22 protein-coding genes and 2 pseudogenes are annotated in these 24,046 nt (G+C 68.2%); 17 read left to right on the forward strand and 7 right to left on the reverse strand.

What is annotated here, in order from left to right; all coding sequences use genetic code 11:
• Positions 1 to 70 precede the first annotated feature (70 nt).
• From QGN32_RS11475 to QGN32_RS11515, 9 genes and pseudogenes are all read left to right on the forward strand, one after another.
• Complete coding sequence (locus tag QGN32_RS11475; RefSeq protein WP_326548681.1) at positions 71 to 907, forward strand: thioesterase family protein; 837 nt, start codon at positions 71 to 73, stop codon at positions 905 to 907.
• A gap of 23 nt (positions 908 to 930) precedes the next feature.
• On the forward strand, positions 931 to 1,785 hold the full coding sequence (locus QGN32_RS11480) for a DUF1707 SHOCT-like domain-containing protein (RefSeq protein ID WP_326548682.1): 855 nt from the start codon (positions 931 to 933) through the stop codon (positions 1,783 to 1,785).
• 113 nt (positions 1,786 to 1,898) lie between these two features.
• Positions 1,899 to 2,453, forward strand: a complete 555-nt coding sequence (locus QGN32_RS11485; RefSeq protein ID WP_326548683.1) for a PadR family transcriptional regulator — start codon at positions 1,899 to 1,901, stop codon at positions 2,451 to 2,453.
• A 34-nt stretch (positions 2,454 to 2,487) separates the two neighbouring features.
• Positions 2,488 to 3,564, forward strand: a complete 1,077-nt coding sequence (locus tag QGN32_RS11490; protein WP_326548684.1) for an inositol-3-phosphate synthase — start codon at positions 2,488 to 2,490, stop codon at positions 3,562 to 3,564.
• Positions 3,565 to 3,645: 81 nt separating this feature from the next.
• Positions 3,646 to 4,551: an Rv0045c family esterase gene (locus QGN32_RS11495; RefSeq protein WP_326548685.1), complete on the forward strand. Its 906-nt coding sequence runs from the start codon at positions 3,646 to 3,648 to the stop codon at positions 4,549 to 4,551.
• A 91-nt stretch (positions 4,552 to 4,642) separates the two neighbouring features.
• A complete protein-coding gene (locus tag QGN32_RS11500; protein ID WP_326548686.1) occupies positions 4,643 to 5,443 on the forward strand; it encodes an LLM class F420-dependent oxidoreductase in 801 nt (266 codons plus the stop codon).
• 73 nt (positions 5,444 to 5,516) lie between these two features.
• Positions 5,517 to 6,194 carry a GntR family transcriptional regulator gene (locus tag QGN32_RS11505; protein WP_326548687.1) on the forward strand — a complete coding sequence of 226 codons (678 nt, stop codon included), beginning with the start codon at positions 5,517 to 5,519 and terminating at the stop codon, positions 6,192 to 6,194.
• Between the two features lie 149 nt (positions 6,195 to 6,343).
• Positions 6,344 to 6,478: pseudogene (locus QGN32_RS11510) on the forward strand (peptide ABC transporter ATP-binding protein); the annotation flags it as partial.
• Positions 6,479 to 6,553: 75 nt separating this feature from the next.
• Positions 6,554 to 7,000: a MarR family winged helix-turn-helix transcriptional regulator gene (locus QGN32_RS11515; RefSeq protein ID WP_326548688.1), complete on the forward strand. Its 447-nt coding sequence runs from the start codon at positions 6,554 to 6,556 to the stop codon at positions 6,998 to 7,000.
• A gap of 3 nt (positions 7,001 to 7,003) precedes the next feature.
• Here the strand turns inward: QGN32_RS11515 and ggh are convergent, their stop codons facing one another.
• A complete protein-coding gene (gene ggh, locus QGN32_RS11520) occupies positions 7,004 to 8,344 on the reverse strand; it encodes a glucosylglycerate hydrolase (RefSeq protein ID WP_326548689.1) in 1,341 nt (446 codons plus the stop codon).
• A 54-nt stretch (positions 8,345 to 8,398) separates the two neighbouring features.
• On the opposite strand from ggh, the gene QGN32_RS11525 reads away from it, so the two are divergent.
• A complete protein-coding gene (locus QGN32_RS11525; protein WP_326548690.1) occupies positions 8,399 to 9,070 on the forward strand; it encodes an SDR family oxidoreductase in 672 nt (223 codons plus the stop codon).
• Positions 9,071 to 9,091: 21 nt separating this feature from the next.
• Here QGN32_RS11525 and QGN32_RS11530 read toward each other — a convergent pair whose 3' ends face one another.
• The 3 genes and pseudogenes from QGN32_RS11530 to leuS form a co-directional block, all read right to left on the reverse strand.
• Positions 9,092 to 9,523, reverse strand: a complete 432-nt coding sequence (locus tag QGN32_RS11530) for an endonuclease domain-containing protein (RefSeq protein WP_326549031.1) — start codon at positions 9,521 to 9,523, stop codon at positions 9,092 to 9,094.
• A gap of 363 nt (positions 9,524 to 9,886) precedes the next feature.
• Positions 9,887 to 9,961: pseudogene (locus QGN32_RS11535) on the reverse strand (hypothetical protein); the annotation flags it as partial.
• A gap of 92 nt (positions 9,962 to 10,053) precedes the next feature.
• A complete protein-coding gene (leuS, locus tag QGN32_RS11540) occupies positions 10,054 to 12,912 on the reverse strand; it encodes a leucine--tRNA ligase (RefSeq protein ID WP_326549032.1) in 2,859 nt (952 codons plus the stop codon).
• 193 nt (positions 12,913 to 13,105) lie between these two features.
• Between leuS and QGN32_RS11545 the strand changes: the two genes are divergently transcribed.
• Both QGN32_RS11545 and QGN32_RS11550 read left to right on the forward strand, forming a co-directional pair.
• Positions 13,106 to 14,071: an LpqN/LpqT family lipoprotein gene (locus QGN32_RS11545; protein WP_326548691.1), complete on the forward strand. Its 966-nt coding sequence runs from the start codon at positions 13,106 to 13,108 to the stop codon at positions 14,069 to 14,071.
• 78 nt (positions 14,072 to 14,149) lie between these two features.
• Positions 14,150 to 14,509: a hypothetical protein gene (locus QGN32_RS11550; RefSeq protein ID WP_326548692.1), complete on the forward strand. Its 360-nt coding sequence runs from the start codon at positions 14,150 to 14,152 to the stop codon at positions 14,507 to 14,509.
• Between the two features lie 7 nt (positions 14,510 to 14,516).
• Here QGN32_RS11550 and QGN32_RS11555 read toward each other — a convergent pair whose 3' ends face one another.
• Positions 14,517 to 15,122, reverse strand: a complete 606-nt coding sequence (locus QGN32_RS11555; RefSeq protein ID WP_326548693.1) for a YqgE/AlgH family protein — start codon at positions 15,120 to 15,122, stop codon at positions 14,517 to 14,519.
• A 109-nt stretch (positions 15,123 to 15,231) separates the two neighbouring features.
• Between QGN32_RS11555 and QGN32_RS11560 the strand changes: the two genes are divergently transcribed.
• The 3 genes from QGN32_RS11560 to QGN32_RS11570 all read left to right on the forward strand — a co-directional run bounded on the left by QGN32_RS11560 (position 15,232) and on the right by QGN32_RS11570 (position 18,491).
• Positions 15,232 to 16,515: an MFS transporter gene (locus tag QGN32_RS11560; protein WP_326548694.1), complete on the forward strand. Its 1,284-nt coding sequence runs from the start codon at positions 15,232 to 15,234 to the stop codon at positions 16,513 to 16,515.
• Positions 16,516 to 16,525: 10 nt separating this feature from the next.
• The gene (locus QGN32_RS11565) at positions 16,526 to 17,302 is read left to right on the forward strand and encodes a TIGR03084 family metal-binding protein (protein WP_326548695.1); all 777 of its coding nucleotides are present in this window, start codon (positions 16,526 to 16,528) and stop codon (positions 17,300 to 17,302) included.
• Positions 17,303 to 17,432: 130 nt separating this feature from the next.
• Positions 17,433 to 18,491: an AAA family ATPase gene (locus QGN32_RS11570; RefSeq protein WP_326548696.1), complete on the forward strand. Its 1,059-nt coding sequence runs from the start codon at positions 17,433 to 17,435 to the stop codon at positions 18,489 to 18,491.
• Between the two features lie 30 nt (positions 18,492 to 18,521).
• Here QGN32_RS11570 and QGN32_RS11575 read toward each other — a convergent pair whose 3' ends face one another.
• On the reverse strand, positions 18,522 to 19,004 hold the full coding sequence (locus tag QGN32_RS11575; RefSeq protein WP_326548697.1) for a pullulanase: 483 nt from the start codon (positions 19,002 to 19,004) through the stop codon (positions 18,522 to 18,524).
• 109 nt (positions 19,005 to 19,113) lie between these two features.
• A complete protein-coding gene (locus tag QGN32_RS11580) occupies positions 19,114 to 20,574 on the reverse strand; it encodes a CCA tRNA nucleotidyltransferase (protein ID WP_326548698.1) in 1,461 nt (486 codons plus the stop codon).
• 200 nt (positions 20,575 to 20,774) lie between these two features.
• On the opposite strand from QGN32_RS11580, the gene QGN32_RS11585 reads away from it, so the two are divergent.
• Both QGN32_RS11585 and QGN32_RS11590 read left to right on the forward strand, forming a co-directional pair.
• Positions 20,775 to 21,632: an NUDIX hydrolase gene (locus QGN32_RS11585; RefSeq protein WP_326548699.1), complete on the forward strand. Its 858-nt coding sequence runs from the start codon at positions 20,775 to 20,777 to the stop codon at positions 21,630 to 21,632.
• Complete coding sequence (locus QGN32_RS11590) at positions 21,629 to 24,043, forward strand: DUF6049 family protein (protein WP_326548700.1); 2,415 nt, start codon at positions 21,629 to 21,631, stop codon at positions 24,041 to 24,043. Before QGN32_RS11585 ends, QGN32_RS11590 begins: the two co-directional genes overlap by 4 nt.
• The last annotated feature ends 3 nt before the right edge of the window (positions 24,044 to 24,046 follow it).

The following is a 24,046-nucleotide window of genomic DNA, read 5'->3' on the forward strand; positions in this document are numbered from 1 at the left end:
ACTACCGGAGCGTGACGGCACGGTACCGCCGCTCTCTAAGGTGTTTCATCTCGACAGACGGGAGAACTGAATGCTGGACGGGTGCGACTTCGCCCTCGACGGTGGACCGGCCGGTGACGGTACGAGCCGGTTCACCCGTGAGCTTCCCGAACGGTGGTGTTTCGACGGTCGAGCCTTCGGCGGCTACACCTCGGCACTCGCGCTGGCCGCGATGTTCGTCCACAGCGGTCGGCCCGTGGCGGCGTCGCTGTCGGTGACCTTCGTCGACGCCGGCGCACCCGGTCCGCTCGAACTCGAGGTGCGCGATATCCGCGGCGGACGGTCGGCCGCGGCCGTCGAAGCGACGATCCGCCAGCGGGGCCGCACGATCATCGCCGCGAACGGCTGGTTCGCCGACGGCTGGCAGGCACCACCGTCGGTCGATGCGCCGGTCCCCTTCGAGCGTTACGTAGATCCGCTGCCGGATCTCGCGACCGCACCGCCGCTGGACTGGATCGGCGAGGAGTATCCGTCGCTGCGATTCGCCCACCGCCGCGGCATCGATTACCCGGCCAGCCTTACCCGCTTCGCGGACCGTCGCCCAGAGGTGGCGTTGTGGGTCAGCGCCGCTGGCGGCGATCTCACCGCAGACCCGCTCGAGCATCCTCAGATCGCCGATGTGCTGCACGCCGACGCCCACCTATTCGACGCGCCCGGCAAGGTCTGCGGCTTCGTCGACGCCTGGCTGCTGAGCCTCGACCTCAGCCTTGTGTGGCAGCCCGGGGCGCATCTGGTGCCGTCGACGGCGTGGCGGCTGTTGGAGGCGCGGGGCTCGGTCGCCAGCGGAGCCGTCTCGGCGTACGGCTCGCTACGCGGCTCCGACGGGTCGCTGCTCGCCGTGCTGACTTCTCAGGGGCTCATCCGCTGACCCCTGCTTCTACGATCATCGTCGTGGCAACACGGCAGACACTCCGAACGCGGGCGAAAGACAGCGACCGCAACGACACGTGCCAGATCCTCGACAGCGCACTGAGCGAGGGCCAGCTGTCGATGACCGAGCACGGCGAGCGGGTCAAGGCGGCGACGACCGCCACCACGCTCGGCGAGCTGCAGGCCCTGGTGTCCGACCTTCAGACCAACAACTCCCCGGTGCAGTTGCCGACGCTGAAGAAGACGCGACCGACTTTCGTGGCGGGGGACGGGTGGGGCCTGCGGATCGCCGTGGCCGGTGTGCTCGTCGTGCTCGGCATCGCGATCGGCTGGGGTCTGTACGGCAACACCCCGTCGCCGCTGAACTTCACCTCCGATCCGGGCGCCAAGTCCGACGGCATCACTCCGGTGGTGCTCACCCCGCCCAAGCAGTTGCACTCGCTCGGCGGGTTGACGGGGCTGCTCGAGCAGATGGAGCAACGGTTCGGCGACACCACGGGCTACCGCCTCGTCGTCTATCCGGACTACGCCTCGCTGACTCGGCCGGATCCGAACGAGGACCGCCGCGAGCTGAACTACAGCTACCGCGGCGGCTGGGACGATCCGTCGTCGACCTCGAAAACCGGCGACGCCGTCGAGGCCGATCTGAGCAAGTTCGACGCGAAGGCCGTCGTCGGTGTCCTGCGTGGCGCACCGGAGACGCTGGGCATCAAGCCCGAGGACGTCGAGAGCACCTACCTCAGCATCGATCCGGCCACCGACCCGACCACCCCCGGCGGGCTCTCGGTCGACGTCTACGTGTCCAGCGACTTCGGCAGCGGCTATATCGAGTTGGCCGGCGACGGCACGGTCAAACAGATCCACTACCCCGGCTGACGTTCGCGCGAAGGTAACCCGGCGTTCGCGCTGAATATATCGGCGCGATACTATTGTGCGAGGTGTCGAACCGCCGTAACCGGCTAGCTGCGATTCTTGGAGGGGGTGTCCTGGTGCTCGAACTCGCCATCCTGGGACTCCTGCACGAATCACCCATGCACGGCTACGAACTTCGCAAGAGGTTGACGGGGTTACTCGGCGCCTTCCGCGCATTCTCCTACGGATCGCTGTATCCCGCGCTGCGGCGTATGCAGGCCGACGGGCTGATCGTCGAGGATGCGGCGCCGGACGGCACTCCGAAGATGCGCCGCGCGCGGCGCGTCTACCAGCTCACCGAGAAGGGTAAACAGCGCTTCTCCGAGCTGGTGGCCGACACCGGCCCCCAGAACTTCTCCGACGACGGTTTCGGTGTCCATCTCGCCTTCTTCAACCGCACCCCGGCCGAGGCCCGGATGCGGATCTTGGAGGGGCGTCGTCGTCAGGTAGAGGAACGCCGTGAGGGTCTGCGTGAAGCCGTCGCGCGGGCTAGCAGCTCAATCGACCGCTACACCCGGCAGCTCCATCAGCTCGGGCTGGAGTCCAGCGAGCGCGAAGTGAAATGGCTCAACGAGTTGATTGCGGCGGAACGTCTGAGCCAAGGGCGCTCAGACAACACAGTGCAGCCCTAAGGCAAAACCAGCAAGGAAGAGGGAGAAAGTCGTCATGTCAGCCAACGGAGAGGTGCGGGTCGCGATAGTCGGCGTGGGCAACTGCGCGTCGTCGCTCGTACAGGGCGTGCAGTACTACCAAGACGCCGATGAGACCGCGACTGTGCCCGGTCTGATGCATGTGCGGCTCGGCCCGTACCACGTCCGCGACGTCAAGTTCGTCGCCGCGTTCGACGTCGACGCCAAGAAGGTCGGCTTCGACCTGTCCGAGGCAATCTTCGCGTCGGAGAACAACACCATCAAGATCGCCGATGTACCGCCGACCAACGTGACCGTGCAGCGCGGCCCGACCCTGGACGGCATCGGTAAGTACTACGCCGACACCATCGAGGTGTCCGACTCCGACCCGGTCGACGTGGTGAAGGCGCTCAAGGACGCCGAGGTCGACGTGCTCGTGTCCTACCTCCCGGTGGGCTCTGAGGAGGCCGACAAGTTCTACGCGCAGTGCGCGATCGACGCCGGCGTGGCGTTCGTCAACGCGCTGCCGGTGTTCATCGCGTCGGACCCGGAGTGGGCGAAGAAGTTCGCCGACGCCGGTGTGCCGATCGTCGGCGACGACATCAAGAGCCAGATCGGCGCCACGATCACCCACCGCGTGATGGCCAAGCTGTTCGAGGACCGCGGTGTGCAGCTCGACCGCACCATGCAGCTCAACGTCGGCGGCAACATGGACTTCCTCAACATGCTCGAGCGTTCGCGCCTGGAGTCGAAGAAGATCTCCAAGACCCAGGCTGTCACGTCGAACCTGCAGCGCGAGTTCAACACGAAGGACGTGCACATCGGCCCGTCCGATCACGTCGGCTGGCTCGACGACCGCAAGTGGGCTTACGTCCGGCTCGAGGGTCGCGCGTTCGGCGATGTGCCGCTGAACCTGGAGTACAAGCTCGAGGTCTGGGATTCGCCGAACTCGGCCGGCGTCATCATCGACGCGGTGCGCGCGGCGAAGATCGCCAAGGACCGCGGAATCGGCGGCCCCGTCGAGGCGGCGTCGGCCTACCTGATGAAGAGCCCGCCCAAGCAGCTCCCCGACGACGTGGCCCGCGCGCAGCTGGAAACCTTCATCGAGGGCTGACCCCCTTCGCAATTCGTGGAGTCTTACCGGCGCTGAGCGCCGCCGAGGCTCCACGAATCGCGCGTTTTGTAGGGTCCTGTGGTGACGGAAATCTCGCCTGACGACGAACTGGCCACGCTGTCGGAGTTCATCTTCCTCGAGGAGAACGCGCGGCAGGCCGGTGTCGAGTCGGTGCCCCACGTCGAACGCATCGACTCCGGGCCGATCAGTTCCTTGAAGTTCGGCCACGCGCCGCCGCGAGTGGTTTTCCTGCACGGTGGTGCTCAGAACGCGCACACCTGGGACACGGTGATCGTCGGCCTCGGCGAACCGGCGCTGGCTATCGACCTGCCTGGGCATGGTCGCTCGGCATGGCGCGAGGACGGCGTCTACGGGCCGAAGAGCAATGCGGTCACGATCGAACCTGTCGTGCGGGACCTGGCGTCCGACGCCGACTTGGTGGTCGGCATGTCGCTAGGTGGTCTGAGTGCGTTGCGGCTCGCGGTGCAGACGCCGGATCTGGTGCGCCGGCTGGTGCTCGTCGACGTGACGCCGTCAGCGCCGGAGCGGCACCTCGAGATGACCGAGGAGCAGAAGGGCACCGTGGCGTTGGTGCAGGGCGAGCGCATCTTCCCCTCGTTCGACGCGATGCTGGAGAAAACGGTCGCTGCGGCACCGCACCGCGACCGGGAGTCGTTGCGGCGGGGCGTTTTCCACAACGCTCGACGGCTCGAGGACGGCACGTGGACCTGGCGCTACGACGCGATACGCAAAGGCGAGGGCTTCGAAGGGCTGTGGGACGACGTGCCTCGACTGGAGGTGGCGACGACGCTGGTGCGCGGCGCCAACTCGTTCTTCGTCAACGACGACGACGCTGCCGAATTCGCCCGCCGGGCACCGGGGTTCAAGGATGTGCAGATCGTCGAGGATTCCGGCCACTCGGTGCAGAGCGACCAGCCTCTCAAGCTGATCTCGATTCTGCGTGGTGTGCTCGCCGAGCAGCGGTGAGCGACCGCGCCTGTACACAAACCCGCGGCGTGTCGCTGTGCAAGCACGGCCGCTCGCGCAGTGGGGGGCCGGCCCTACGTACGGTTGACACGTGACCTACCCGATCCGAGTCGGCGTGCAACTGCAGCCGCAACACTCCCCGAAATACAGTCATATCCGCGACGCGGTCCGCCGGTGCGAGGACATCGGTGTCGACGTCGCCTTCAACTGGGACCACTTCTTCCTGCTCTACGGCGATCCTGACGGCGCCCATTATGAATGCTGGACCATGCTGGGCGCCTGGGCCGAGCAGACGTCGCGCATCGAGATCGGTGCGTTGGTCACCTGCAACTCCTATCGCAATCCCGAACTGCTGGCCGACATGGCCCGCACGGTCGACCACATCTGCGACGGCCGGCTGATCCTGGGCATCGGGTCGGGTTGGAAGCGAAAGGATTACGACGAGTACGGCTATGAGTTCGGCACCGTGGGCAGCAGGCTCGACGATCTCGCCGCGGCGATGCCACGCATCATGTCGCGCTTCGCGAAGCTCAACCCGCAACCCACCCGCGACATCCCCGTTCTCATCGGCGGCGGCGGCGAGAAGAAGACGCTGCGCCTGGTCGCCGAGCACGGCGACATCTGGCACAGCTTCTCCGACAGTGCCGAGTATCCGCGCAAGGCCGAGATCCTCGCCGGCCACTGCGCCGACGTCGGCCGTGATCCCGCGGCCATCGAGCGGTCGGCGGCGGTTTCGGGCAAGACCATCGATGCGCTGCTCGCGGAGGCCGAGGCGCTGGCCGGCCTCGGCGTCACGATGCTGACCGTCGGGGTCAACGGACCCGACTACGACCTGTCCGAAGCCGAGGCGTTGGTGCGGTGGCGAGACCGCCGTCGAAACGAAGGCGACTGAACCGACGTAGCCCGCCGGCACGCCGGACCGCGTAGACTGTCGCCGCACCGCGCCGCGTGGGGGTATCCCGCCTATGCCCAAGAAGTATGGGGTCAAGGAAAAAGACCTTGTGGTCGCGCACGTCGTGAACATGGTCCTGACCGGCAAGCTCCGGTCCGGCGATCGAATCGACCGCAACGAGATCGCACACGAACTCGGACTGTCGCGCGTGCCGATCCAAGAGGCCGTCGTGCAACTCGAACACGACGGCATCTTGTCCACCCGATATCACCGTGGCGCGTTCGTCGAACGCTTCGATGTGGCGTTCGTCCGCGAGCACCACGAGTTGCACGGCTTGCTGACGGGCATGGCCTCGGCCCGCGCGGCGGCCGACCGGGACTCCGGAGTCGTCGACCAACTCAACACGCTGACGGGTGTGTTGCGCAGCACCCGGGAGTCCCGCGCCTTCTACGACACGGCCTGGCAGTACCGCACCGTGATCACCGACGCGTATGCCGGCCCACGACTGGCCGCGCTGATCCGGTCCGTACAGGCCTTCACCCCGCGCACGTTCTGGGTCGGATACCTGAGCAATCAGGACGAGATGCTGCCGTACTACGAGAACGAGACCTCAGCGATCCGCAGCGGCGACCAGGCGGCCGCGCGCAACGCATGCGTTGACCGCAGCGAGTTGATGGGTCGCATCATGCTCGCCGAACTCGTCCGCCGCGGCGTCCTGCACGCGGCCGGCGCCCCGTCCGCTGCATTCTGATCGAGCCGAGACGGCGACCGATACGTTGCAGGGCAGCCGGTCAAGTATCCGGACTACAACACCGTCTATGCCAGCCTGAAGATGCGGCAGATCGACGCCTGGGCGGCTCCGTCACAGCAGGCGTCGGGCACCGTGCAGCCAGTCGAAATGGCTTCGCGCGTTCGACGTCGGACGCGGTCGTGTTCATGGACCACGGCAAGGTGGTGGAGGCCGGGCCACCCGAGCAGATTTTCGGCGCCGCCGAGACCGATCGGCTGCAGCGGTTCCTTTCCCAAGTGCTTTGACCAACCGAAGTACTTTGGAAATAACGCGTCCGTCACGCATCGTGGCAGCGACAGACAGGTTAGACTGCCGAAATTATGGCGGATGTCGTAGAACCGCAGGTCGCGGAGCTGTCGGGGGAGTTGCAGCGGGTCCTCTCGCGGGTTTTCTCGGTGCTGCGTCGCAGCGATACCAGCCGCAACGACGCCGGCGATCTCACGCTGGCTCAGCTGTCGATCCTGCTGACGCTGCTGGAGCGCGGTCCGATGCGGATGACCGATCTGGCCGCCCACGAACGTGTCCGCACCCCGACGACGACCGTCGCGATCCGCCGATTGGAGAAGCTGGGCTTGGTCAAACGGTCGCGCGACCCGTCTGACCTGCGGGCGGTGCTCGTCGACATCACGCCGGAAGGCCGCGCCCAACACCAGGAGGCGCTCGAGGTTCGGCGAGCGCACCTGGCCAACCTGCTGGCGAAGCTGAGCCCGGAGGACCGGGAGATGCTGACCAGGGCAATCGCCCCGCTCGAGCGGCTGGCCGAGTAACGCCTAGCCGAGCCAGTCCAGTACCGCGGCCGCGGTCCACGACTGCTGCATACTGCCCAGCGGTTCACCGGTGAACGGTTCGTAGTATTCGGCGAAGGTCCCGTCGCTGGCCTGACGGAGCCCTTCCTGGCGCAGCAGCCGAGCGCGTTCGGCCCAGCCGCGGCGGGCAAAGCACCAGGAGAACAACCACGTCATGACGGGCCAGACCGGGCCGCGCCAGTACTCGCGCGCGCGGAATTCGCGCGACACCGGCGACGTCGACGGGATGCTGGCGTACTTCAGGTCCGGGTGGCCGCAGAACCGCGGGCCCTCCAGCAGCTTCACCAGTGCGCGTTCCTTGTCGTGCGGGAGGCCGCCGCACAACAGCGGGGCGAATTGGGCTACGGTTTCGGTAGCCACCCACTTATCGGCTCGAACGTTGTAATCGCGTGCCGCGCCGGTTCTTTCGTCGGTGGTGTCGACGACGCCCTCGCGGAACCGCTTGGCCCATGCGTAAAGATCGCGGACATCGGCGTGCGGGCGGCCGTAGTCCTCACCGATCTCGGCGAGAACATCACAGGCGACCGCTAGGATCGCCGAGACGAACACGTCCTCGACCGCGAAGCTCATGACCTTGGGCAGCAGTTCGTCGTCGTAGCGGGCCAACTTCATCTCCTCGAGCAACCAGAGGTAGCGGTCGTACTCGAGGTCGGTCGGACGCTGGCTGGCGTCGGTGACAATCGTGTTGTCCTCGCGCTGGTACTCCGGCACCGTGCCCGGAATCACGTTGGCGTAGGCGCTGTCCCACCGCGGTGAGTTGTCCATACCCGACTCCCACCCGTGGTACAGCGTGACGCGGCCACGCTTCTGCGGGTCGCGGGCCTCGGCCAGCCAGCGGTGCCAGCGGACCAGGTCGGCCCAGCGGCGGTCCAGGAAGGCCTCGGCGACGGCGCGGGTGGAGCGGCCGCGGGTGCGGGCGTGGTCGAGGATGCGCTGCACGGCGATCGCGTGTACCGGCGGCTGGGTGATGCCGGAGGTGTGCCGGTTGCGGGGCGCGTGCGCGGCGAGCGCGGAGGTGGCCCAGCGCGCCGGCCCGGGGAAGTAGCCGTCGACGCCGTTGGCGAACACGATGTGCGGGATCATCCCGTTGGTCCACTGCGCCGAGAGCAGGGTGTCGAGTTCGACGACCGCGCGCTCGACGCTCAACGGGGCCAGCCCGATCGCCACGAACGCCGCGTCCCAGCTCCACATATGCGGGTACAACAGCGGCGCGGCGGTGGTCATGGTACCCAGGTCGTTACCGCGCAGCAGGTAGGCGGCGCGGGCCGCGAGCTGGGTCGGCGCAAAGCTGTGGTCGGGTGGCATCCGTTCCATGATGCGACGCGGCGAGCCGAAACGCAGATCGGTAGGGTTCCCGACATGCCGACCGCGATGATAACGGGTGCATCACGTGGGCTCGGAGCGGCGATTGCGGCGGCGCTCGCGCCGACCCACACGCTGTTTCTGGCGGGGCGGCCGTCGGCCCAACTTGACGCGGTGGCCGCTGAGTTCGGGGCGACCACCTGGCCGATCGACCTCGCGGACGTTTCCGGGATCGCGGCCGCCGTGGAGCCGATCGTCGAACTCGATGTGTTGATCCACAACGCCGGTGTGGTGTTCCCCGCCCGGGTGGCCGAGTCGACCGCCGAAGAGTGGCGCGCCACCATGGAGGTCAATATCGTTGGGGCGGTTGCACTTACGCTCGCCGTGCTTCCCGCGCTGCGTGCCGCGCGCGGACAGGTGCTGTTCGTGAACTCCGGCTCGGGCATCAACGCCTCGCCGGGCCTGGCGTCGTATTCGGCGAGCAAGTCGGCTCTGCGGTCGTTCGCCGACTCGTTGCGCAACGACGAACCGTCGCTGCGGGTCACGTCGGTGCATCCCGGGCGGATCGCCACGGAGATGCAGGAGGGTTTGGTCGCCTACGAGGGCGGGTCGTATGACCCGTCGCGGTTTCTAAGCCCGCAGAGTGTGGCGCGAGTGATCGCCGAGGCGGTGCACTCGCCGCCGGACGCCCATGTGCACGAGATCATCGTCCGCCCGCGCTCCCAGTGATTTCGGTGCGCTACTGATCGCTCATCGACTTGTAGCGCACCGAATCGCCTCGCGGACTGTCGCGATCACTCGTGCCGGGTAGGCGGTCAAGTCGAGCCAGGTGAATCGCAAGACCTGCCAGCCGAGCAGCGCGATGGCGTTCTGTCGTTTCCGGTCGATCTGAAACGCCTCCGCGTCGCTGTGGAACGCAAAGCCGTCCGTCTCCAGCGCAATCTCGAGGTCAGGGAATCCGACGTCGACCTTGTAGCCACCTACCCGGTAGTTGGCCTTCCAGCCAGTGATCCCCGCCTCACGCAAGAGCTTGATGAGCAGCCGCTCGGCGACGGACCGCGCGCCGTCGGCGGCCGCCTGCAGAAGGATTCGCGCTGCGGATGAACCGTACCGGCCCTTATTGCGCACCTGTGCACGCCAGAGATCATCCAACTGGACGTCGCGTTGCAGCGCGCTGTCCATCAGTTTGGCTCCGCCTGGTCGCGTGATCGCGGCTTCGATGACCGTCAATGGCTTGGCGGTTACGCGCAGTCGTCGCAACGTGTCGACATCCGCCGGGTCGAGGTCGCGTCGCCTCAGTCGAGTACCACTGTGGCACCGCCCGTGCGCAGTCCGCCCAACGGTCACGTCCACGACAACCGGCGCGAACTGCGTCAGTCCGTGCCACCAAGCGGCGGAAAGACCGCCGACTACTGCGCCTTCGCCATAGCTCCACACACCTGCGCGCACACGTGCCGCGTCAGTGAATTCCCGATCGTCGACGAAGTAGACGCCTTTCGCGCACCGCCTCCAATGACCGGCCCTCACACGCCGCTGGATCGCCTGGTCACTGAGGCCAATCCGGCGCGCCTGAGCGGAGGTAATGACGCCATCCTGCTCCCGCAGAAGTTCTCGAAGCACGCAGTAAAGGACGCACGCAACACCCGACGCGGTTCCATTGCCGGCAGCTTCGGTGCGCTACCGATCGCTCACCGACTGGTAGCGCACCGAAATCACAGGACGATGTTGACGAGGCGGCCTGCCACCACGATCACCTTCTTCGGCGTGGCGCCGTTGATGAAGGACTGCACCTTTTCGTCAGCCAGCGCGGCGGCCTCCAGCGCATCGGCATTCGCATCCGCCGCAACCGTCACGCGGCCGCGGACCTTTCCATTGACCTGCACCGGGTACTCGACGGTGTCCTCGACGAGGTACTGCGGGTCGGCGACGGGGAAGGGCCCATGCGCCAGCGACGAATCGTGGCCCAGCCGCCGCCACAGCTCTTCGGACAGATGCGGGGCCAGCGGCGCCATCATCAGAACCAACGGTTCCAGCGCCGGCCGCGCCGTCACACCCTGCTTGGTCAGATGGTTGGTGTACTCGATGAGCTTGGCCGCCGCGGTGTTGTTGCGCAGGTTCGTGTAATCGTCGGAGACCCCCGCGATGGTGCGGTGCAACAAGCGAAGGGTCTGCTCGTCGATCGCCTCGTGCTCGGCGACGCGGTTGGCACCGGACTCTTCGTCCACCATCAGCCGCCATACCCGTTGTAGGAACCGGTGCGCGCCGACGACGTCTTTGGTCGCCCACGGCCGCGACGCCTCGAGCGGCCCCATCGACATCTCGTAGACCCGCAGCGTGTCCGCTCCATAGTTGTCGCAGATCTCGTCCGGCGACACCGAGTTCTTCAGGCTCTTTCCGATCTTGCCGAACTCCTGCTCGACCTCGATCTCACCATCGGGTCCCGGAGCCGACCCGTCGGCGACATCAGACGGATGCCAGTAGAACTTGCCTTCGCGCTCAACGACTTCGGCAGCTGGCACATAGGCGCCGCGCGAGTCGGTGTAGGCGAATGCCTGGATGTAGCCCTGGTTCACCAGGCGTCGGTACGGTTCCCGTGAGGTGATGTGGCCGAGGTCGTAGAGCACCTTGTGCCAGAACCTGGCATACAGCAAATGCAGCACCGCATGCTCGACGCCGCCGACGTACAGGTCGACGCCCCCAGGATCGTCGGCGCCGTGCTCGGCGGGCCGCGGCCCCATCCAGTACGCTTCGTTCTCCTTGGCGCACAATGCTTCCTGGTTGTGCGGGTCGGTGTAGCGCAACTCGTACCACGAGCTGGCCGCCCACTGCGGCATGACGTTGGTGTCGCGGGTGTAGGACTTGAGCCCGTCGCCGAGATCCAGCTCCACGTTCACCCACGAGGTCGCCTTGCCCAGCGGCGGCGATGGTTCGCTGTCGGCGTCGTCGGGGTCGAACAGCACAGGCGAGTAGTCGGGCACGTCGGGCAATTCGACCGGCAGCGCCGACTCGGGCAGCGGGTGCGCGCGACCGTCGGCGTCGTAGACGATTGGAAACGGCTCACCCCAATACCTTTGCCGCGCGAACAGCCAGTCCCGCAACTTGTACTCGACGCGCGGCCGCGCACGGCCGACGGCAGCCAGTCGCCCTGTGATCGCTTCCTTGGCCGATGCGACGCTCAGCCCGTTCAGGTAGTCAGAGTTGACCACCTCACCGTCACCGCTGTAGGCGCCCTGTGAAATGTCGCCACCGGCAACCGTTTCCACGATCGGTAGCCCGAACGCCGTTGCGAAGTCCCAGTCGCGTTGGTCGCCACCGGGCACCGCCATGATGGCCCCGGTGCCGTAGCCCAGCAGTACGTAGTCGGCGGTGAAGACCGGAACCCGTTGGCCATTGGCCGGGTTCGTCGCGTACGCACCCAGAAACACGCCCGTCTTGGTCTTGTTCTCCTGGCGCTCCAGGTCCGACTTCGCTGCGATCGCGGTGCGGTAGGCGGCGACCGCTTCGGCGGGAGTCGCTGCGCCGTACGTCCACCGCGGGTCCACGTCCGCGGGCCACTGGTCCGCGACCAGCCTGTCGACCAACTCGTGCTCGGGGGCCAGCACCATGTACGTAGCGCCGAACAGAGTGTCCGGCCGGGTGGTGAACACCTCGATGTCACCGGCGTCCGTGCCGAACAGCACCACTGCACCGGTCGACCGGCCGATCCAGTTGCGCTGCATGGCCTTGACCTTCTCCGGCCAGTCCAGCAACTCGAGGTCGTCGAGGAGCCGGTCGGAGTATGCGGTGATACGCATCATCCACTGCCGCAACCGCTTGCGGAACACGGGGAAGTTGCCGCGCTCACTGCGGCCGTCCGCGGTGACCTCCTCGTTGGCCAGCACGGTGCCCAACCCCGGACACCAGTTCACCAACGAATCGGCTTGGTAGACCAAGCGGTAGGAGTCGACGACGTCGGCGCGCTCCGAGTCCGTCAGCGCTGCCCACGAGCGGCCGTCGTCGAGTTTGCGTGCGCCGGATTCGAACTCGGCTACCAGTTCGGTGACGGGTCTGGCCTTGTCAGCCGACCTGTCGAACCACGCGTTGTAAATCTGCAGGAAGATCCACTGCGTCCACTTGTAGTAGTCGACATCGGTGGTCGCGACGCTGCGCCGCGCGTCGTGGCCGAACCCCAAGCGGCCCAGTTGACGCTTGAAGTTGACGATGTTCGCCTCGGTCCGGATCCGCGGATGCGTCCCCGTCTGGATCGCATACTGCTCCGCGGGTAGACCGAATGCATCGAAACCCAACGCGTGCAACACATTGCGTCCGGTCATCCGAAAGTACCTGGCGTAGACGTCGGTGGCGATGTAGCCCAGCGGATGTCCGACGTGCAGGCCCTCACCCGACGGGTACGGGAACATGTCCAGGACGAACATCTTGTCGGCGGGCACCTGCGAACCGTCTGCGGGCGCCAGCGAGCCCACCGGGTTGGGCACGTGGAACGTCCCCGCTTCGGCCCACCGCTGCTGCCAGGTGCGCTCGATCTGCCCGGCCAGTTCCGCGGTGTAACGGTGGTGCGGGGTGTCGACCATCGGCGCGTCTGTCACATCACCAGGGTATAAGCACCCCTATTGAGGGTCGTTCGGCCACGGGTCGGTCTCGGTTGCATTGCGGGGAAGTCAGAACACGGTTGCAGCTCGATTCCGACGCTGGTGGCCAAGGTTCGCCGGTCGATACAGTCAGCGACTGAACCTCTTCCCGTGCTGTTCGGAAGGACCGTCGCAGATGATCGAGATCGCCCCCCGCTGGCGGATTCTGGCCGCAGGTGTGGCCGCCGCCACCGCCGGCGTCCTCGGCTTGGCGGGCACGACCGCGTCGGCCGAACCCCTCGTCCCGCAACCGCCGCTGCCCGCCCCCGCCACGGTCACCCAGACCGTCACGGTCGCGCCGAACGCGCAAGCCCTCACCCAACCGGGTGTGAGCTCCGCCACGGGTGTCGCTCCCCCGGGCACCGCGTCGCCCGGCCTGGTGGCCGCCCCCGCGCCCGCTCCGGTTGCGACGATCACGCCCGCCGCGCCCGCTCCGATTGCGACGATCACGCCCGCCGGCTCCGGCACGATGAGGGACTTCTTCGCCGAGAAGGGAGTCCGACTCGAGCCGCAGACCAGCCGCGACTTCAAGGCGCTCAACATCGTTCTGCCGATGCCGCGCGGCTGGGAGCACGTCCCCGACCCGAATGTGCCGGACGCGTTCGCCGTGATCGCCGACCGCGTCGGCGGCAACGGGCTCTACACCTCGAACGCACAGGTGGTGGTGTACAAGCTGGTCGGCGACTTCGACCCGCGGGAAGCGATCAGCCACGGCTTCATCGACAGCCAGCAGCGGCCCGCCTGGCGGTCCACCGACGCGTCGCTCGCCGAGTGGGGCGGTATGCCGTCGGCGTTGATCGAGGGCACCTACCGCGAGAACAACATGACCCTGAACACCTCCAGGCGCCACGTCATCGCCACCAGCGGACCAGATAAGTACCTGGTGTCGCTGGCGGTGACCACCAGTGTCGATCAAGTTGTCGCGGCCGCAGACGCGACCGACGCGATCGTCAACGGCTTTCGGGTCAACGTCCCCGGCGCGGCTTCCCCGGCCACTCCCGGCGCCGGGGACGCCGCTCCACCCGCCGCCACCGGCGCGCCGGCGGCCCCACAGTTCCCCAGCGCCGCCGCGCTGGGGACCCAACCGGGCCGCCCCCGTTAGGCCTGTCCCCCGGGCGAAGCCTGGCGCCCGGGGGACGCCCTAACTCCTTGCACGACGGGCCTCGTTATCCTTTGGCGCATGCTCATCGCCGCGGTGCTTTGCCTGTGCGCTGCCGCCGCGACCGCCGGTGTCGGCGGGTGGCTGCTGCGCCGCCCACCATCCGGGGACCCCGTACAGGCAGTGCTGCGCTCAGTGGCGCCGACGCAGTTGGCTGCGGCCGCGATGCTCGCCGCCGGCGGTGCGGTCGCGCTGGCCGCAGAGCCCAGGAGCGCCGTCGTCGTGCTGACCGTATGCGTGCTCGGAGCGGTGGGCACCATAGCCGCCGGATGCTGGCAGAGCGCGAAGACCGTCGCCCGGGTCAGCGCTCGCACCGAAGCGGCCGCGGCCAAGTCCGGTGGCTGCGGTGGCGCGTGCACGTCCTGCACGCTGTCGTGTTGAGGCGGCGTTAGTTGCGGCTCACGTCGATCGGATGCGTCGCCAACAACGAAAGCGGCAACGGCTGCCTGCGCAACACCCGCGACCACAGGTCGACCCGCGGTTCGACCAGGACATCGGACGGGAGCGCGGACGACACGATCCAGTCGTCACGTTCGATCTCGCCGTCGAGTTGACCGATCGTCCAACCCGAGTAGCCGGCGAAGATCCGCACGCCCTCGACCACCGGGGCGATCGAGTCGGGGTCGGCGTCGAGGTCCACCATCACCATCCGACCCTGTACATGACGTAGGCCAGGGACGTTCGTGGCCTCCATCCCAGCGCGCAAGGTCGCCAGGCACAGCGCGGCATCGCGTTTGACCGGCCCGCCGACAAACATCGTCTTCGGTTTGGCGGCCAGTTTGGCCCACTGCGGCAAGACGTTGTAGACCGCCGTCTCACTCGCCCGGTTCAGCACCACGCCGAGTGTGCCGCCGTCATTGTGTTCCACGACGTAGATCACGCTGCGGCGAAACGTCGGCTCCAACAGGTCGGTGTTGGCAAGGAGCAGCGTTCCGGCCCGCACGCGCGGCGCCGCAGGAGCGATGAAATCCTCCGGGTCCTCTGACTGCGCCACCCGTCCATCATGGCACCGGCGACCGCCTCGTGGCGGACAAGCGTGACCTCACCGCGAATTTGTACTGTGGGTGCGGTCCCGATCCGAACTTCCAGGAACGAGATCTCACGTGCCCGATCTTCGCGCGCCCATTGCCGTCTGGCGGTCGGTCCGCGGCCTGCCCGAATTCCGGCGGCTGTTGGAACTGCGGCTGGTGAGCCAGTTCGGCGACGGCCTGTTCGCGGCGGGCCTGGCGGGTGCGATCCTGTTTAATCCGCAGCGGGCCGCCGAACCGTGGGCGATTGCGGGTGCGTTCGCGGTGCTGTTCCTGCCGTACTCGCTGCTGGGCCCGTTCGCCGGCGCGCTGCTCGACCGGTGGGATCGGCGGCTGGTGCTGGTCGCCGCGAATGCCGGCCGCCTGGTACTGGCGCTCGCCGTCGCCGCGCTGCTCGACTCCGGAGCGGGGGATCTGTGGATCCTGTGCTGCGCGCTGATCGTCAACGGGTTCACCCGGTTCGTCTCGTCCGGGCTGTCGGCGGCGCTGCCGCACGTCGTACCGAGAGCGCAAGTGGTGTCGATGAACTCCGTCGCCATCGCTACCGGCGCGGCGGCCGCCTTCCTCGGCGCCAACTTCATGTTGTTGCCCCGGTGGCTGTTCGGCGCCGACGACGCCGGTGCCGCGGCGATCATCCTGATCGTCGCCGTTCCGGTGGCGCTGGCGCTGTGGCTCGCGTGGCGCTTCCCGCCGCGCATGCTCGGTCCCGATGACAGTGCGCGCGCGGTCCACGGGTCGGCGCTCTACGCGGTGGCGACCGGTTGGGTGCACGGCGTCCGCACGGTGGTGGCGGTGCCCACCGTGGCCGCGACCCTCACCGGATTGGCCGCGCATCGGATGGTGTTCGGGATCAACAGCCTGCTGGTTCTGGTGATGGTGCGCCACACCGACACCCACCAGGTCGCGGGCCTGGGCACCGCGGTGCTGTTCGTCGCGGCGACCGGCGCGGGGTCGTTCATCGCCGCAGCCGTCATGCCGGTGGCGGTGCGGCGGTGGGGCCGCTACGCCACGGCCAACGGCGCGTTGGCGATCGCGGCGCTGATCCAGCTGGCCGGTTCGGGACTGGTCCTGGCGATGATGGTGGTGTGCGGGTTTCTGCTCGGCATGGCGGGTCAGGTGGTCAAGCTGTGCGCGGACAACGCCATGCAGCTCGACGTCGACGACGCGCTGCGCGGGCACGTCTTCACCGTGCAGGACTCGCTGTTCTGGATGTCGTTCATCATCGCTATTGCGTTCTCGGCGAGCGTGATTCCGCCCGACGGGCGGCAGCCGGCACTCGCGCTGGCCGGCGTCGGCGTGTATCTCGTCGGCCTGGGCGCGCACGCGACAATCGCGAAACGCACGTCGGCCCCGGGCTAGAGTGGCCGTCATGGCTGGTGCCGCGCCGTTCGTGGCCGACCTGCGCGCCGAGAGCGACGAACTCGACGCCATCGTCTCCGACCTTCCCGCCGCCCGCTGGGCCGAGCCCACCCCGGCAGAAGGCTGGACTGTCGCCCATCAGATCGCGCATCTGCTGTGGACCGACCGCGTCGCGCTCACCGCGGTGACCGACGAGGCCGCGTTCGCGGCGCTGCTCGAGGAGGCGGCCAAGGACCCCGCCGGCTTCGTCGACTCGGGCGCCGAGGAGTTGGCCGCCGTGCCGTCCGCGGAGTTGCTCGCCGACTGGCGGCGCACCCGCGCTCGGTTGCACGACGAGTTGCGCAACGTCGCCGACGGACGAAAACTCCCGTGGTTCGGGCCGCCGATGAGCGCGGCGTCGATGGCGACGGCCCGGCTGATGGAGACCTGGGCGCACGGCCTCGACGTCGCCGACGCGCTCGGTGTGCAACGGCCAGCCACCGCGCGGCTGCGCTCGATCGCCCACATCGGCGTGCGCACCCGCGACTTCTCGTTCGCGGTCAACGGCCGGCAACCGCCCGCTGAGCCGTTCCGCGTCGAGTTACGTGCGCCCGACGGCTCGACATGGTCGTGGGGACCGGAGGACGCGGAGCAGCGGGTCACCGGTTCGGCGGAGCACTTCTGCATGCTGGTCACCCAACGACGGCCGCGCTCGACGCTGGACGTGCAGGCGGTCGGCGCGGACGCCGAGGAGTGGCTCGGCATTGCGCAGGCGTTCGCAGGCCCCCCGGGGTCTGGCCGCGGGTAGCCCTTTCCTGCGAGCGACCGCGTTTGTACGCCCGAGGGCGGCGTGTCGCCGTGCAGACGCGGTCACTCGTAGTGCTTGCAGTGGGCGCTGAACAATAGCTTGGCGCACCTCGAGCAAATACAATTCGACGGTGCGGGGCGGTTGGCCTCTGGTGGGACGGGACGAAGAGATGCAGTTCGTCTCCGAGGCAATCGCGACCCCGAACGGCGGAAGCGGCGTGGTGCTTGCCGGTGCGGCCGGTGTGGGAAAGACGCGGCTCGCTCGTGAGGCCATCTCCAAAGCCCGCAGTCACGGACGGCGCTGCCACTGGGTCGCTGCCACTGCCTCGGGGCGCTCCGTCCCGCTGGGTGCATTCGCCGAATACGCCACCGCATTCGGTCCCGATCCGCTACGCCGTGTCCTGGAGGTGATCGACAAGCTGGTCGGTGGCCAGCCGCCGACGTCGACGGTGATCGGTGTTGACGATGCCCACCTGCTCGACGAACAGTCCGCCCTGGTTGTCCAACAACTCGTCCAAAGGCGGGCTGCCACAGTCGTGCTCACGCATCGATCGGGTGAGATCGCTCCGGACGCGATCAGCTCACTGTGGAAGGACGAGCGGCTGAGACAAACCAACGGTTGGAGCGTGACATTCAGTTCGACGGGGTCGACAGCCAGCGGACCGGCTCAGGCCACGGGCGATTCCGGCGCGAAAATGACCGGAAACGTCAGCGGTGGCATCGAAGGCCGCGACATCAACTTGGTCATCCAGTGGAACGAGGGGTCACGCGGACGCTATACGGGCAGCGTCGGCGACGACTACTACATGAGTGGTCTCAGCGTCGATGAGGTGGCTCCGTCATCGAGGACAAATTACCGCTCCGTATTTCCAATTTCATGCTTGACGCTCGCGGATCCCCCGAAGCCGCAGCCTCCGCGGGAGGGCCCGATACCAGCCAATCCACCGCCTGAGGGGCGGGGCCCGCTGACGGACTCGATGAGTAAGAGCGTGGAGATCACGGACGACGTAGATGTATACGACGCTCCCGGCGGCGGTGGGAAGGTCATCGGTGTGTTGGACGGCGGTGACGGTCAACGGACCGGCTTGTTCGGCTGCAATCCGGACAACTGGTGTCGCATCTCCTTTACCGGTGGCCCCGACGGCAAGGGCTGGGTCTGGGGCGATTTTCTCGATAGACCCGGTGGCTAGCCGGCCCGAACGACTCCGGGGCGGCAGACGCTATACCTCGCCGGCGGAGTCGGCTCGGCCATCGCCGTCGGTGTCCGTCAGCTTGATGTCCCACCGGCCGTCGGCGTCGGTGTCGACGTAGGCGACGTCGCCACCCAAGGCCCGGTCGGCCAGTCCATCGCCGTCGACATCCAGCAACCTGTCGTCGGTTTGGCCGTCAGCATCGACGTCCACCAGTGGGCCGCCGAACTGTTCGACGCCGTCGAGCCCGAACCACCGCAGTCCCCGCTCCACGCTGACCGTCCAGGTGCCGGTGCCGTCGTCAGTGAAATAGGTTGCGGCTTCGGCATGGTCGCGCACCAAGTGGTCGGCGATACCGTCGGCGTCGAAATCGGCCATCGCGTCGTCGGGCGACCCATCGCCGTCGAAATCGAGCCCCACCGCTTCGAACGACCCATCGCCGTCCACATCCACATCGGGCGTGCCCGACCAGATCGTGGCCGAGCCGTCACCGTCACCGAGGCAGTAGTCCATGCCTGATCAGACGCACGGCCTCAACGGATGGGTTCCATATCGGTCGGATCCCCCGCGCGTGGGCCCCTTCCTGCACGTACTCCGGCGGCGTGTCGCCGTGCAGACGCGGTCACTCGCGCGCTGAGCCCGAGCTGCCACCCTTGGCGTTCCACCAGGCCAGTAATTCCTCCACGGCTTCCTCGCGTGACAGCGGGCCGCGGTCCAGCCTCAACTCTTTGAGGTACTGCCACGCCTGACCGACCTGCGGGCCAGCCGGTATGCCGAGGATCTCCATGATCTCGTTGCCGTTGAGGTCGGGCCGCACCCGGGCCAGATCCTCCTTTTCGGCGAGTTCGGCGATCCGATGCTCGAGGTCGTCGTAGTTCGCCTGGAGCCGCTCTGCCCGACGCTTGTTGCGGGTGGTGCAGTCGGCGCGCACCAACTTGTGCAGCTTCGGCAGAAGCGGGCCGGCATCCGTGACGTACCGGCGCACCGCCGAGTCCGTCCACTTCCCGCCGCCGTATCCGTGGAACCGCAGGTGCAGGTACACCAGCTGCGACACGTCGTCGACCATCTGCTTGGAGTACTTCAGCGCCCGCATCCGCTTGCGCGTCATTTTCGCGCCCACCACCTCGTGGTGGTGGAAGCTCACCCCGCCGTCGGGCTCGTGCTTACGTGTCGCCGGCTTGCCGATGTCGTGCAGCAGCGCCGCCCAGCGCAACACCAGGTCGGGACCGTCGTCCTCTAGCTCGATCGCCTGGCGCAGCACCGTCAGCGAGTGCCAGTAGACGTCCTTGTGCTGATGGTGCTCATCGATGGCCATCCGCATCGCGCCGACCTCGGGGAGCACCACATCGCCCAACCCGCTTTGGACCATCAGGTCGATACCCGCGATCGGATCCGCACCGAGCAGCAGCTTGTCCAGTTCGGCGGCGACCCGCTCGGCGGTGATGCGGGCCAGCTGCGGCGCCATCGCCACGAGCGCGGTCACCACCCGCGGCGCCACGGTGAACTCCAGCTGCGAGACGAAGCGCGCCGCGCGCAGCATGCGCAACGGATCGTCGCCGAACGACACCTCCGGCGCGGCGGGTGTATCCAGTGCTTTCATGCGCAGCGCCGTCAACCCGTTCAGCGGGTCCTGGAACTCGGCCGGCCCATCGGCGGTTATGCGCACGGCCATCGCGTTGACTGTGAAGTCGCGCCGCACCAGGTCGTCATGGAGGTTGTCGCCGAAGCGCACCTCGGGATGCCGGGACACTTGGTCGTAGCTGTCCGCGCGGAACGTGGTGATCTCCAGTCGCTCTTCGCCCTTCGCCAGCCCGAGGGTGCCGAACCCGATGCCGGTGTCCCACAGCGCGTCGGCCCACGGGCGCAGCAACTCTTGCATCTGCTCGGGGCGGGCGTCGGTGGTGAAGTCGAGATCGGTCAGCACCCGACCCAGCAGCGCGTCACGGACACTTCCGCCGACGAGATACAGCTCGTGGCCGGCGTCAGCGAACAGCCGGCCGAGCTCGCGCAGGACCGCGCCGTGGCGGTTCAGCGCGACCTGCGCGGTGGCCAGCAGTTCAGCGTCGGTCGGGGATACGGGCACGTTCGGACAGCCTAGTCAGCCGACGATCAAGCGGCCCCCAGGCCGCGATGAGGAGGCTGACAATCCCACCCGGCCAGCCGACGATCAAGCGGCCCCCAGGCCGCGACGAGGAGGCTGACGGTCACACGAATGTGCAACGGCTCTGTCACGACCGGTGAGTGCGGAGGGAGCCAATAGGCGTGGCAGCTACTATCGCTTGGGTGTCGGACGGCGAACAGGCCAAACCACGACGGCGCCGGGGGCGGCGCCGTGGCCGACGCGCGGCAGGTCCCCCCGAGGCCTCATCCGATCAGCCCGCACAGCCTCACAACCGCCCCGTTCCCCGGCCGATTCCCGGTGCCCACCTCAACACTGATGCCGCCCTCGGTAGGAAACCGGACAGCAAGAACTGGCAGTCCAAGAAGGCGCGTCCGCGCCGTCCCCCCGACCGGCTGCGCACGGTGCACGAGACATCGGCCGGCGGGCTGGTCATCGACGGCATCGACGGCCCGAAGGACAGTCAGGTCGCGGCACTGATCGGACGCACCGACCGACGCGGCCGCATGCTGTGGTCACTGCCCAAGGGGCACATCGAGTTGGGTGAGACCGCCGAGCAGACCGCCGTCCGCGAGGTCGCCGAGGAGACCGGTGTGCAGGGTAGCGTGCTCGCCGCGCTGGGCAGTATCGACTACTGGTTCGTCACCGAAGGTCGGCGCGTGCACAAGACCGTGCACCACTACCTGATGCGCTTCCTCGGCGGCGAACTCTCCGACGAGGACCTCGAGGTCACCGAGGTGGCGTGGGTGCCACTGACGGAACTGCCGTCACGGCTGGCCTACGCCGACGAGCGCCGGCTCGCCGAGGTCGCCTGGGAGTTGATCGACATGCTGCACGCCCACGGCCCGGCCGCGCTGCCGCCACTACCCCGATCGTCGCCGCGCCGCCGGCCCCAGACGCATTCGCACGCCCGCAACCGTCGTCCCGACGATCGCGCTCAACCGTCCCCGGGGGCCGAGCGGAGCGAGTGGGGGAAGACGCAGCCCGGCCGCCGGACGAACGGCTGCGGACAGGGCCCGTGACCTCCGCAGCGCTGCTGCGCGCGCTGGCGGCGCTCATCTTGCTGGCGCTGAGCGCCCTGCCGGTCGCGGTACCGCGCACCGCCGCCGCCGAACCCGGCTCGACGCCGTTCCTGCAGGTGCGAGTCGACCGCGTCACCCCCGACGTGGTGACCACCACCAGCGAACCCGTCGTCACCGTCGCCGGTGTCGTGCTCAACGTCGGCGACCGGCCGGTGCGGGACGTGGTGGTCCGGCTGGAGGACGCCGCGGCGGTGCCGACGTCTATCGGCCTGCGCACCAACCTCACCGGCGACATCGACCAATTCGAACCCGTCGGGGATTTCGTCCAGCTGTCGCCGGAACTCGCTCGTGGACAAGAGGTTCCGTTCGTCCTCTCGTACCCGCTGCGCTCGGCCGACCGACCGTCGCTCAGCATCGATGAACCGGGCGTCTACCCGGTGATGGTCAACGTGAACGGCACACCCGACTACGGTGCGCCAGCCCGGCTCGACGACTCTCGCTTCCTCTTGCCGGTACTCGGCGTCCCGCCGGACCCGAGCGCCGAGTCCGCGGCGGACGCCGTGACGACGGTCGAACCACCGGACACCTCCAAGCCGGTCCTGCTGACCATGCTCTGGCCGATCGCGGACCGGCCCCGACTCGCGGCGGGAGCACCGGGCGGGAGCACGCCGGTGCGACTCACCGACGACGACCTCGCGACCTCGCTGGCGCCGGGCGGGCGCCTCGACACGCTGTTGTCGGCGGTCGAGTTCGCCACCAGCCCACCGGTCGACCCCGACGGTCGGGTGCGGACGGCGACGTGCCTCGCGGTCGACCCGGATCTGCTCGTCACCGTCAACGCCATGACGGGTGGCTACGTCGTCAACGTCGGCCCCGACGCGGGGCCCGGCCCACCAACCCGTCCCGGCGCCGGACAGGACGCCGCGGTGGCCTGGCTGAACCGGCTCAAGGCGCTGGCGAGGGGCATGTGCGTCGCCTCGACCACCTATGCGCAGGCCGATCTCGATGCGCTGCGCCGTGTCGGCGACCCCGGGCTGGACCGGATCGCAGCCGTGTCCGCGGGCGACATCGTCGATCAGATTCTCGGCGTCGCCTCGGTGCGCGGTGCCAGCCTCGTCGGCGATGGTCCGCTGACCGGTCCCGCGGTGCGCCTGCTGTCCGACCAGGGGGGCCAGACGGTGGCCGTCGCGGCCGCCGACTCGGGGATGGGTGACACCGACGTCACCAATACCCGCGTCGCCGACACCCGTCCGGTGCGTTTCACGCCGCAACTCGTGGCGGCGCCCTTCGATCCGGCCGTCGGCGCTGCACTGGCCGGTGCGGGCACCGACCCGGTGACTCCGGGATATCTGGACCCGTCCCTGGTCATCCCGCTGCAGCATGACTCATCGGTGGCCCGGCGCCAGGACGCGCTCGGCGCGCTGCTGTGGCGGGCGCTGAATCCCGACGTCACGCCGCGCACACAGATCCTGATGCCGCCGCTGGCGTGGAGCTTGCAGCCCGACGACGCCCGGGCGGTCTTCACGGCGGTGTCCACCGCGATCAACGCCGGGCTGGCCCAACCGCGTCCACTCCCCGCTGTGATCGGGGAGAGCAGCGCGGTCTCGCCACAGGAGGTGGCCCCGCTGCCCGGCGACGACCTGGGCGATCCCGACGCCCGGTTCGACAGCTCGGTGGTTGCGGGCATCTCCGCTGTCACCGCCCGGCTGTGGCGGCTGACGGGGGCGCTGACCACCGACGAGCGCACTGGTCTGACCGGGTACGGCTATACCGCGCCGCTGCGGGAGGACATGCTGCGCGCGCTGAGCCAGTCGGTGCCGCCCGACACCCGCAACGGCCTTGCGCAGCAACGACTCACGACCGTCGGGCATACCGTCGACGACATCTTCAACGCGGTCACCATCGTCAACCCCGGCGGCGCCTACACGCTGGCCACCGAACGCAGTCCCCTGCCGCTGGCGCTCCGCAACGACCTGCCAGTGCCGATCCGGGTCCGCCTCGACGTCGACGCGCCCCCCGGAATGACGGTCACCGACATGGGCGAGATCGTGCTGCCGCCGGGCTACCTACCGTTGCGCGTGCCGATCGAGGTGCACTTCACCCAGCGGGTCGCCGTCGACGTCACGCTCCGCACCGCCGACGGACTGCCCCTCGGTGAGCCGGTGCGGCTGTCGGTGCACTCCAACGCCTACGGCAAGGTGCTGTTCTTCATCACGCTCTCGGCCGGTGCCGTCCTGGTGCTGCTCGCTGGCCGCCGGTTGTGGCACCGCTTCCGCGGCCAGCCGGACCGGGCCGATCTCGACCGTCCCGATCCGCTCGAAGTCGCGCTGAGCTACGACGACGAGTCGCACGACGTACCGCTGAGCCGGCCCGGGCGCAGGGGCACCGGCGCGTCCGGCGGCGTGCGGTGAACA

Source organism: Mycolicibacterium sp. ND9-15 (assembly GCF_035918395.1).
GTDB lineage: Bacteria > Actinomycetota > Actinomycetes > Mycobacteriales > Mycobacteriaceae > Mycobacterium.

Bases quoted from the DNA above. Each gene is read 5' to 3' on its own strand.
- QGN32_RS11575 (WP_326548697.1), bottom strand. From the start codon at position 19,004: ATGGACTACTGCCTCGGTGACGGTGACGGCTCGGCCACGATCTGGTCG.
- QGN32_RS11515 (WP_326548688.1), top strand. From the start codon at position 6,554: ATGGCGGATGTCGTAGAACCGCAGGTCGCGGAGCTGTCGGGGGAGTTG.
- QGN32_RS11565 (WP_326548695.1), top strand. From the start codon at position 16,526: ATGGCTGGTGCCGCGCCGTTCGTGGCCGACCTGCGCGCCGAGAGCGAC.
- QGN32_RS11550 (WP_326548692.1), top strand. From the start codon at position 14,150: ATGCTCATCGCCGCGGTGCTTTGCCTGTGCGCTGCCGCCGCGACCGCC.
- ggh (WP_326548689.1), bottom strand. From the start codon at position 8,344: ATGCCACCCGACCACAGCTTTGCGCCGACCCAGCTCGCGGCCCGCGCC.
- leuS (WP_326549032.1), bottom strand. From the start codon at position 12,912: ATGGTCGACACCCCGCACCACCGTTACACCGCGGAACTGGCCGGGCAG.
- QGN32_RS11545 (WP_326548691.1), top strand. From the start codon at position 13,106: ATGATCGAGATCGCCCCCCGCTGGCGGATTCTGGCCGCAGGTGTGGCC.
- QGN32_RS11475 (WP_326548681.1), top strand. From the start codon at position 71: ATGCTGGACGGGTGCGACTTCGCCCTCGACGGTGGACCGGCCGGTGAC.
- QGN32_RS11505 (WP_326548687.1), top strand. From the start codon at position 5,517: ATGCCCAAGAAGTATGGGGTCAAGGAAAAAGACCTTGTGGTCGCGCAC.
- QGN32_RS11490 (WP_326548684.1), top strand. From the start codon at position 2,488: ATGTCAGCCAACGGAGAGGTGCGGGTCGCGATAGTCGGCGTGGGCAAC.
- QGN32_RS11525 (WP_326548690.1), top strand. From the start codon at position 8,399: ATGCCGACCGCGATGATAACGGGTGCATCACGTGGGCTCGGAGCGGCG.
- QGN32_RS11530 (WP_326549031.1), bottom strand. From the start codon at position 9,523: ATGGACAGCGCGCTGCAACGCGACGTCCAGTTGGATGATCTCTGGCGT.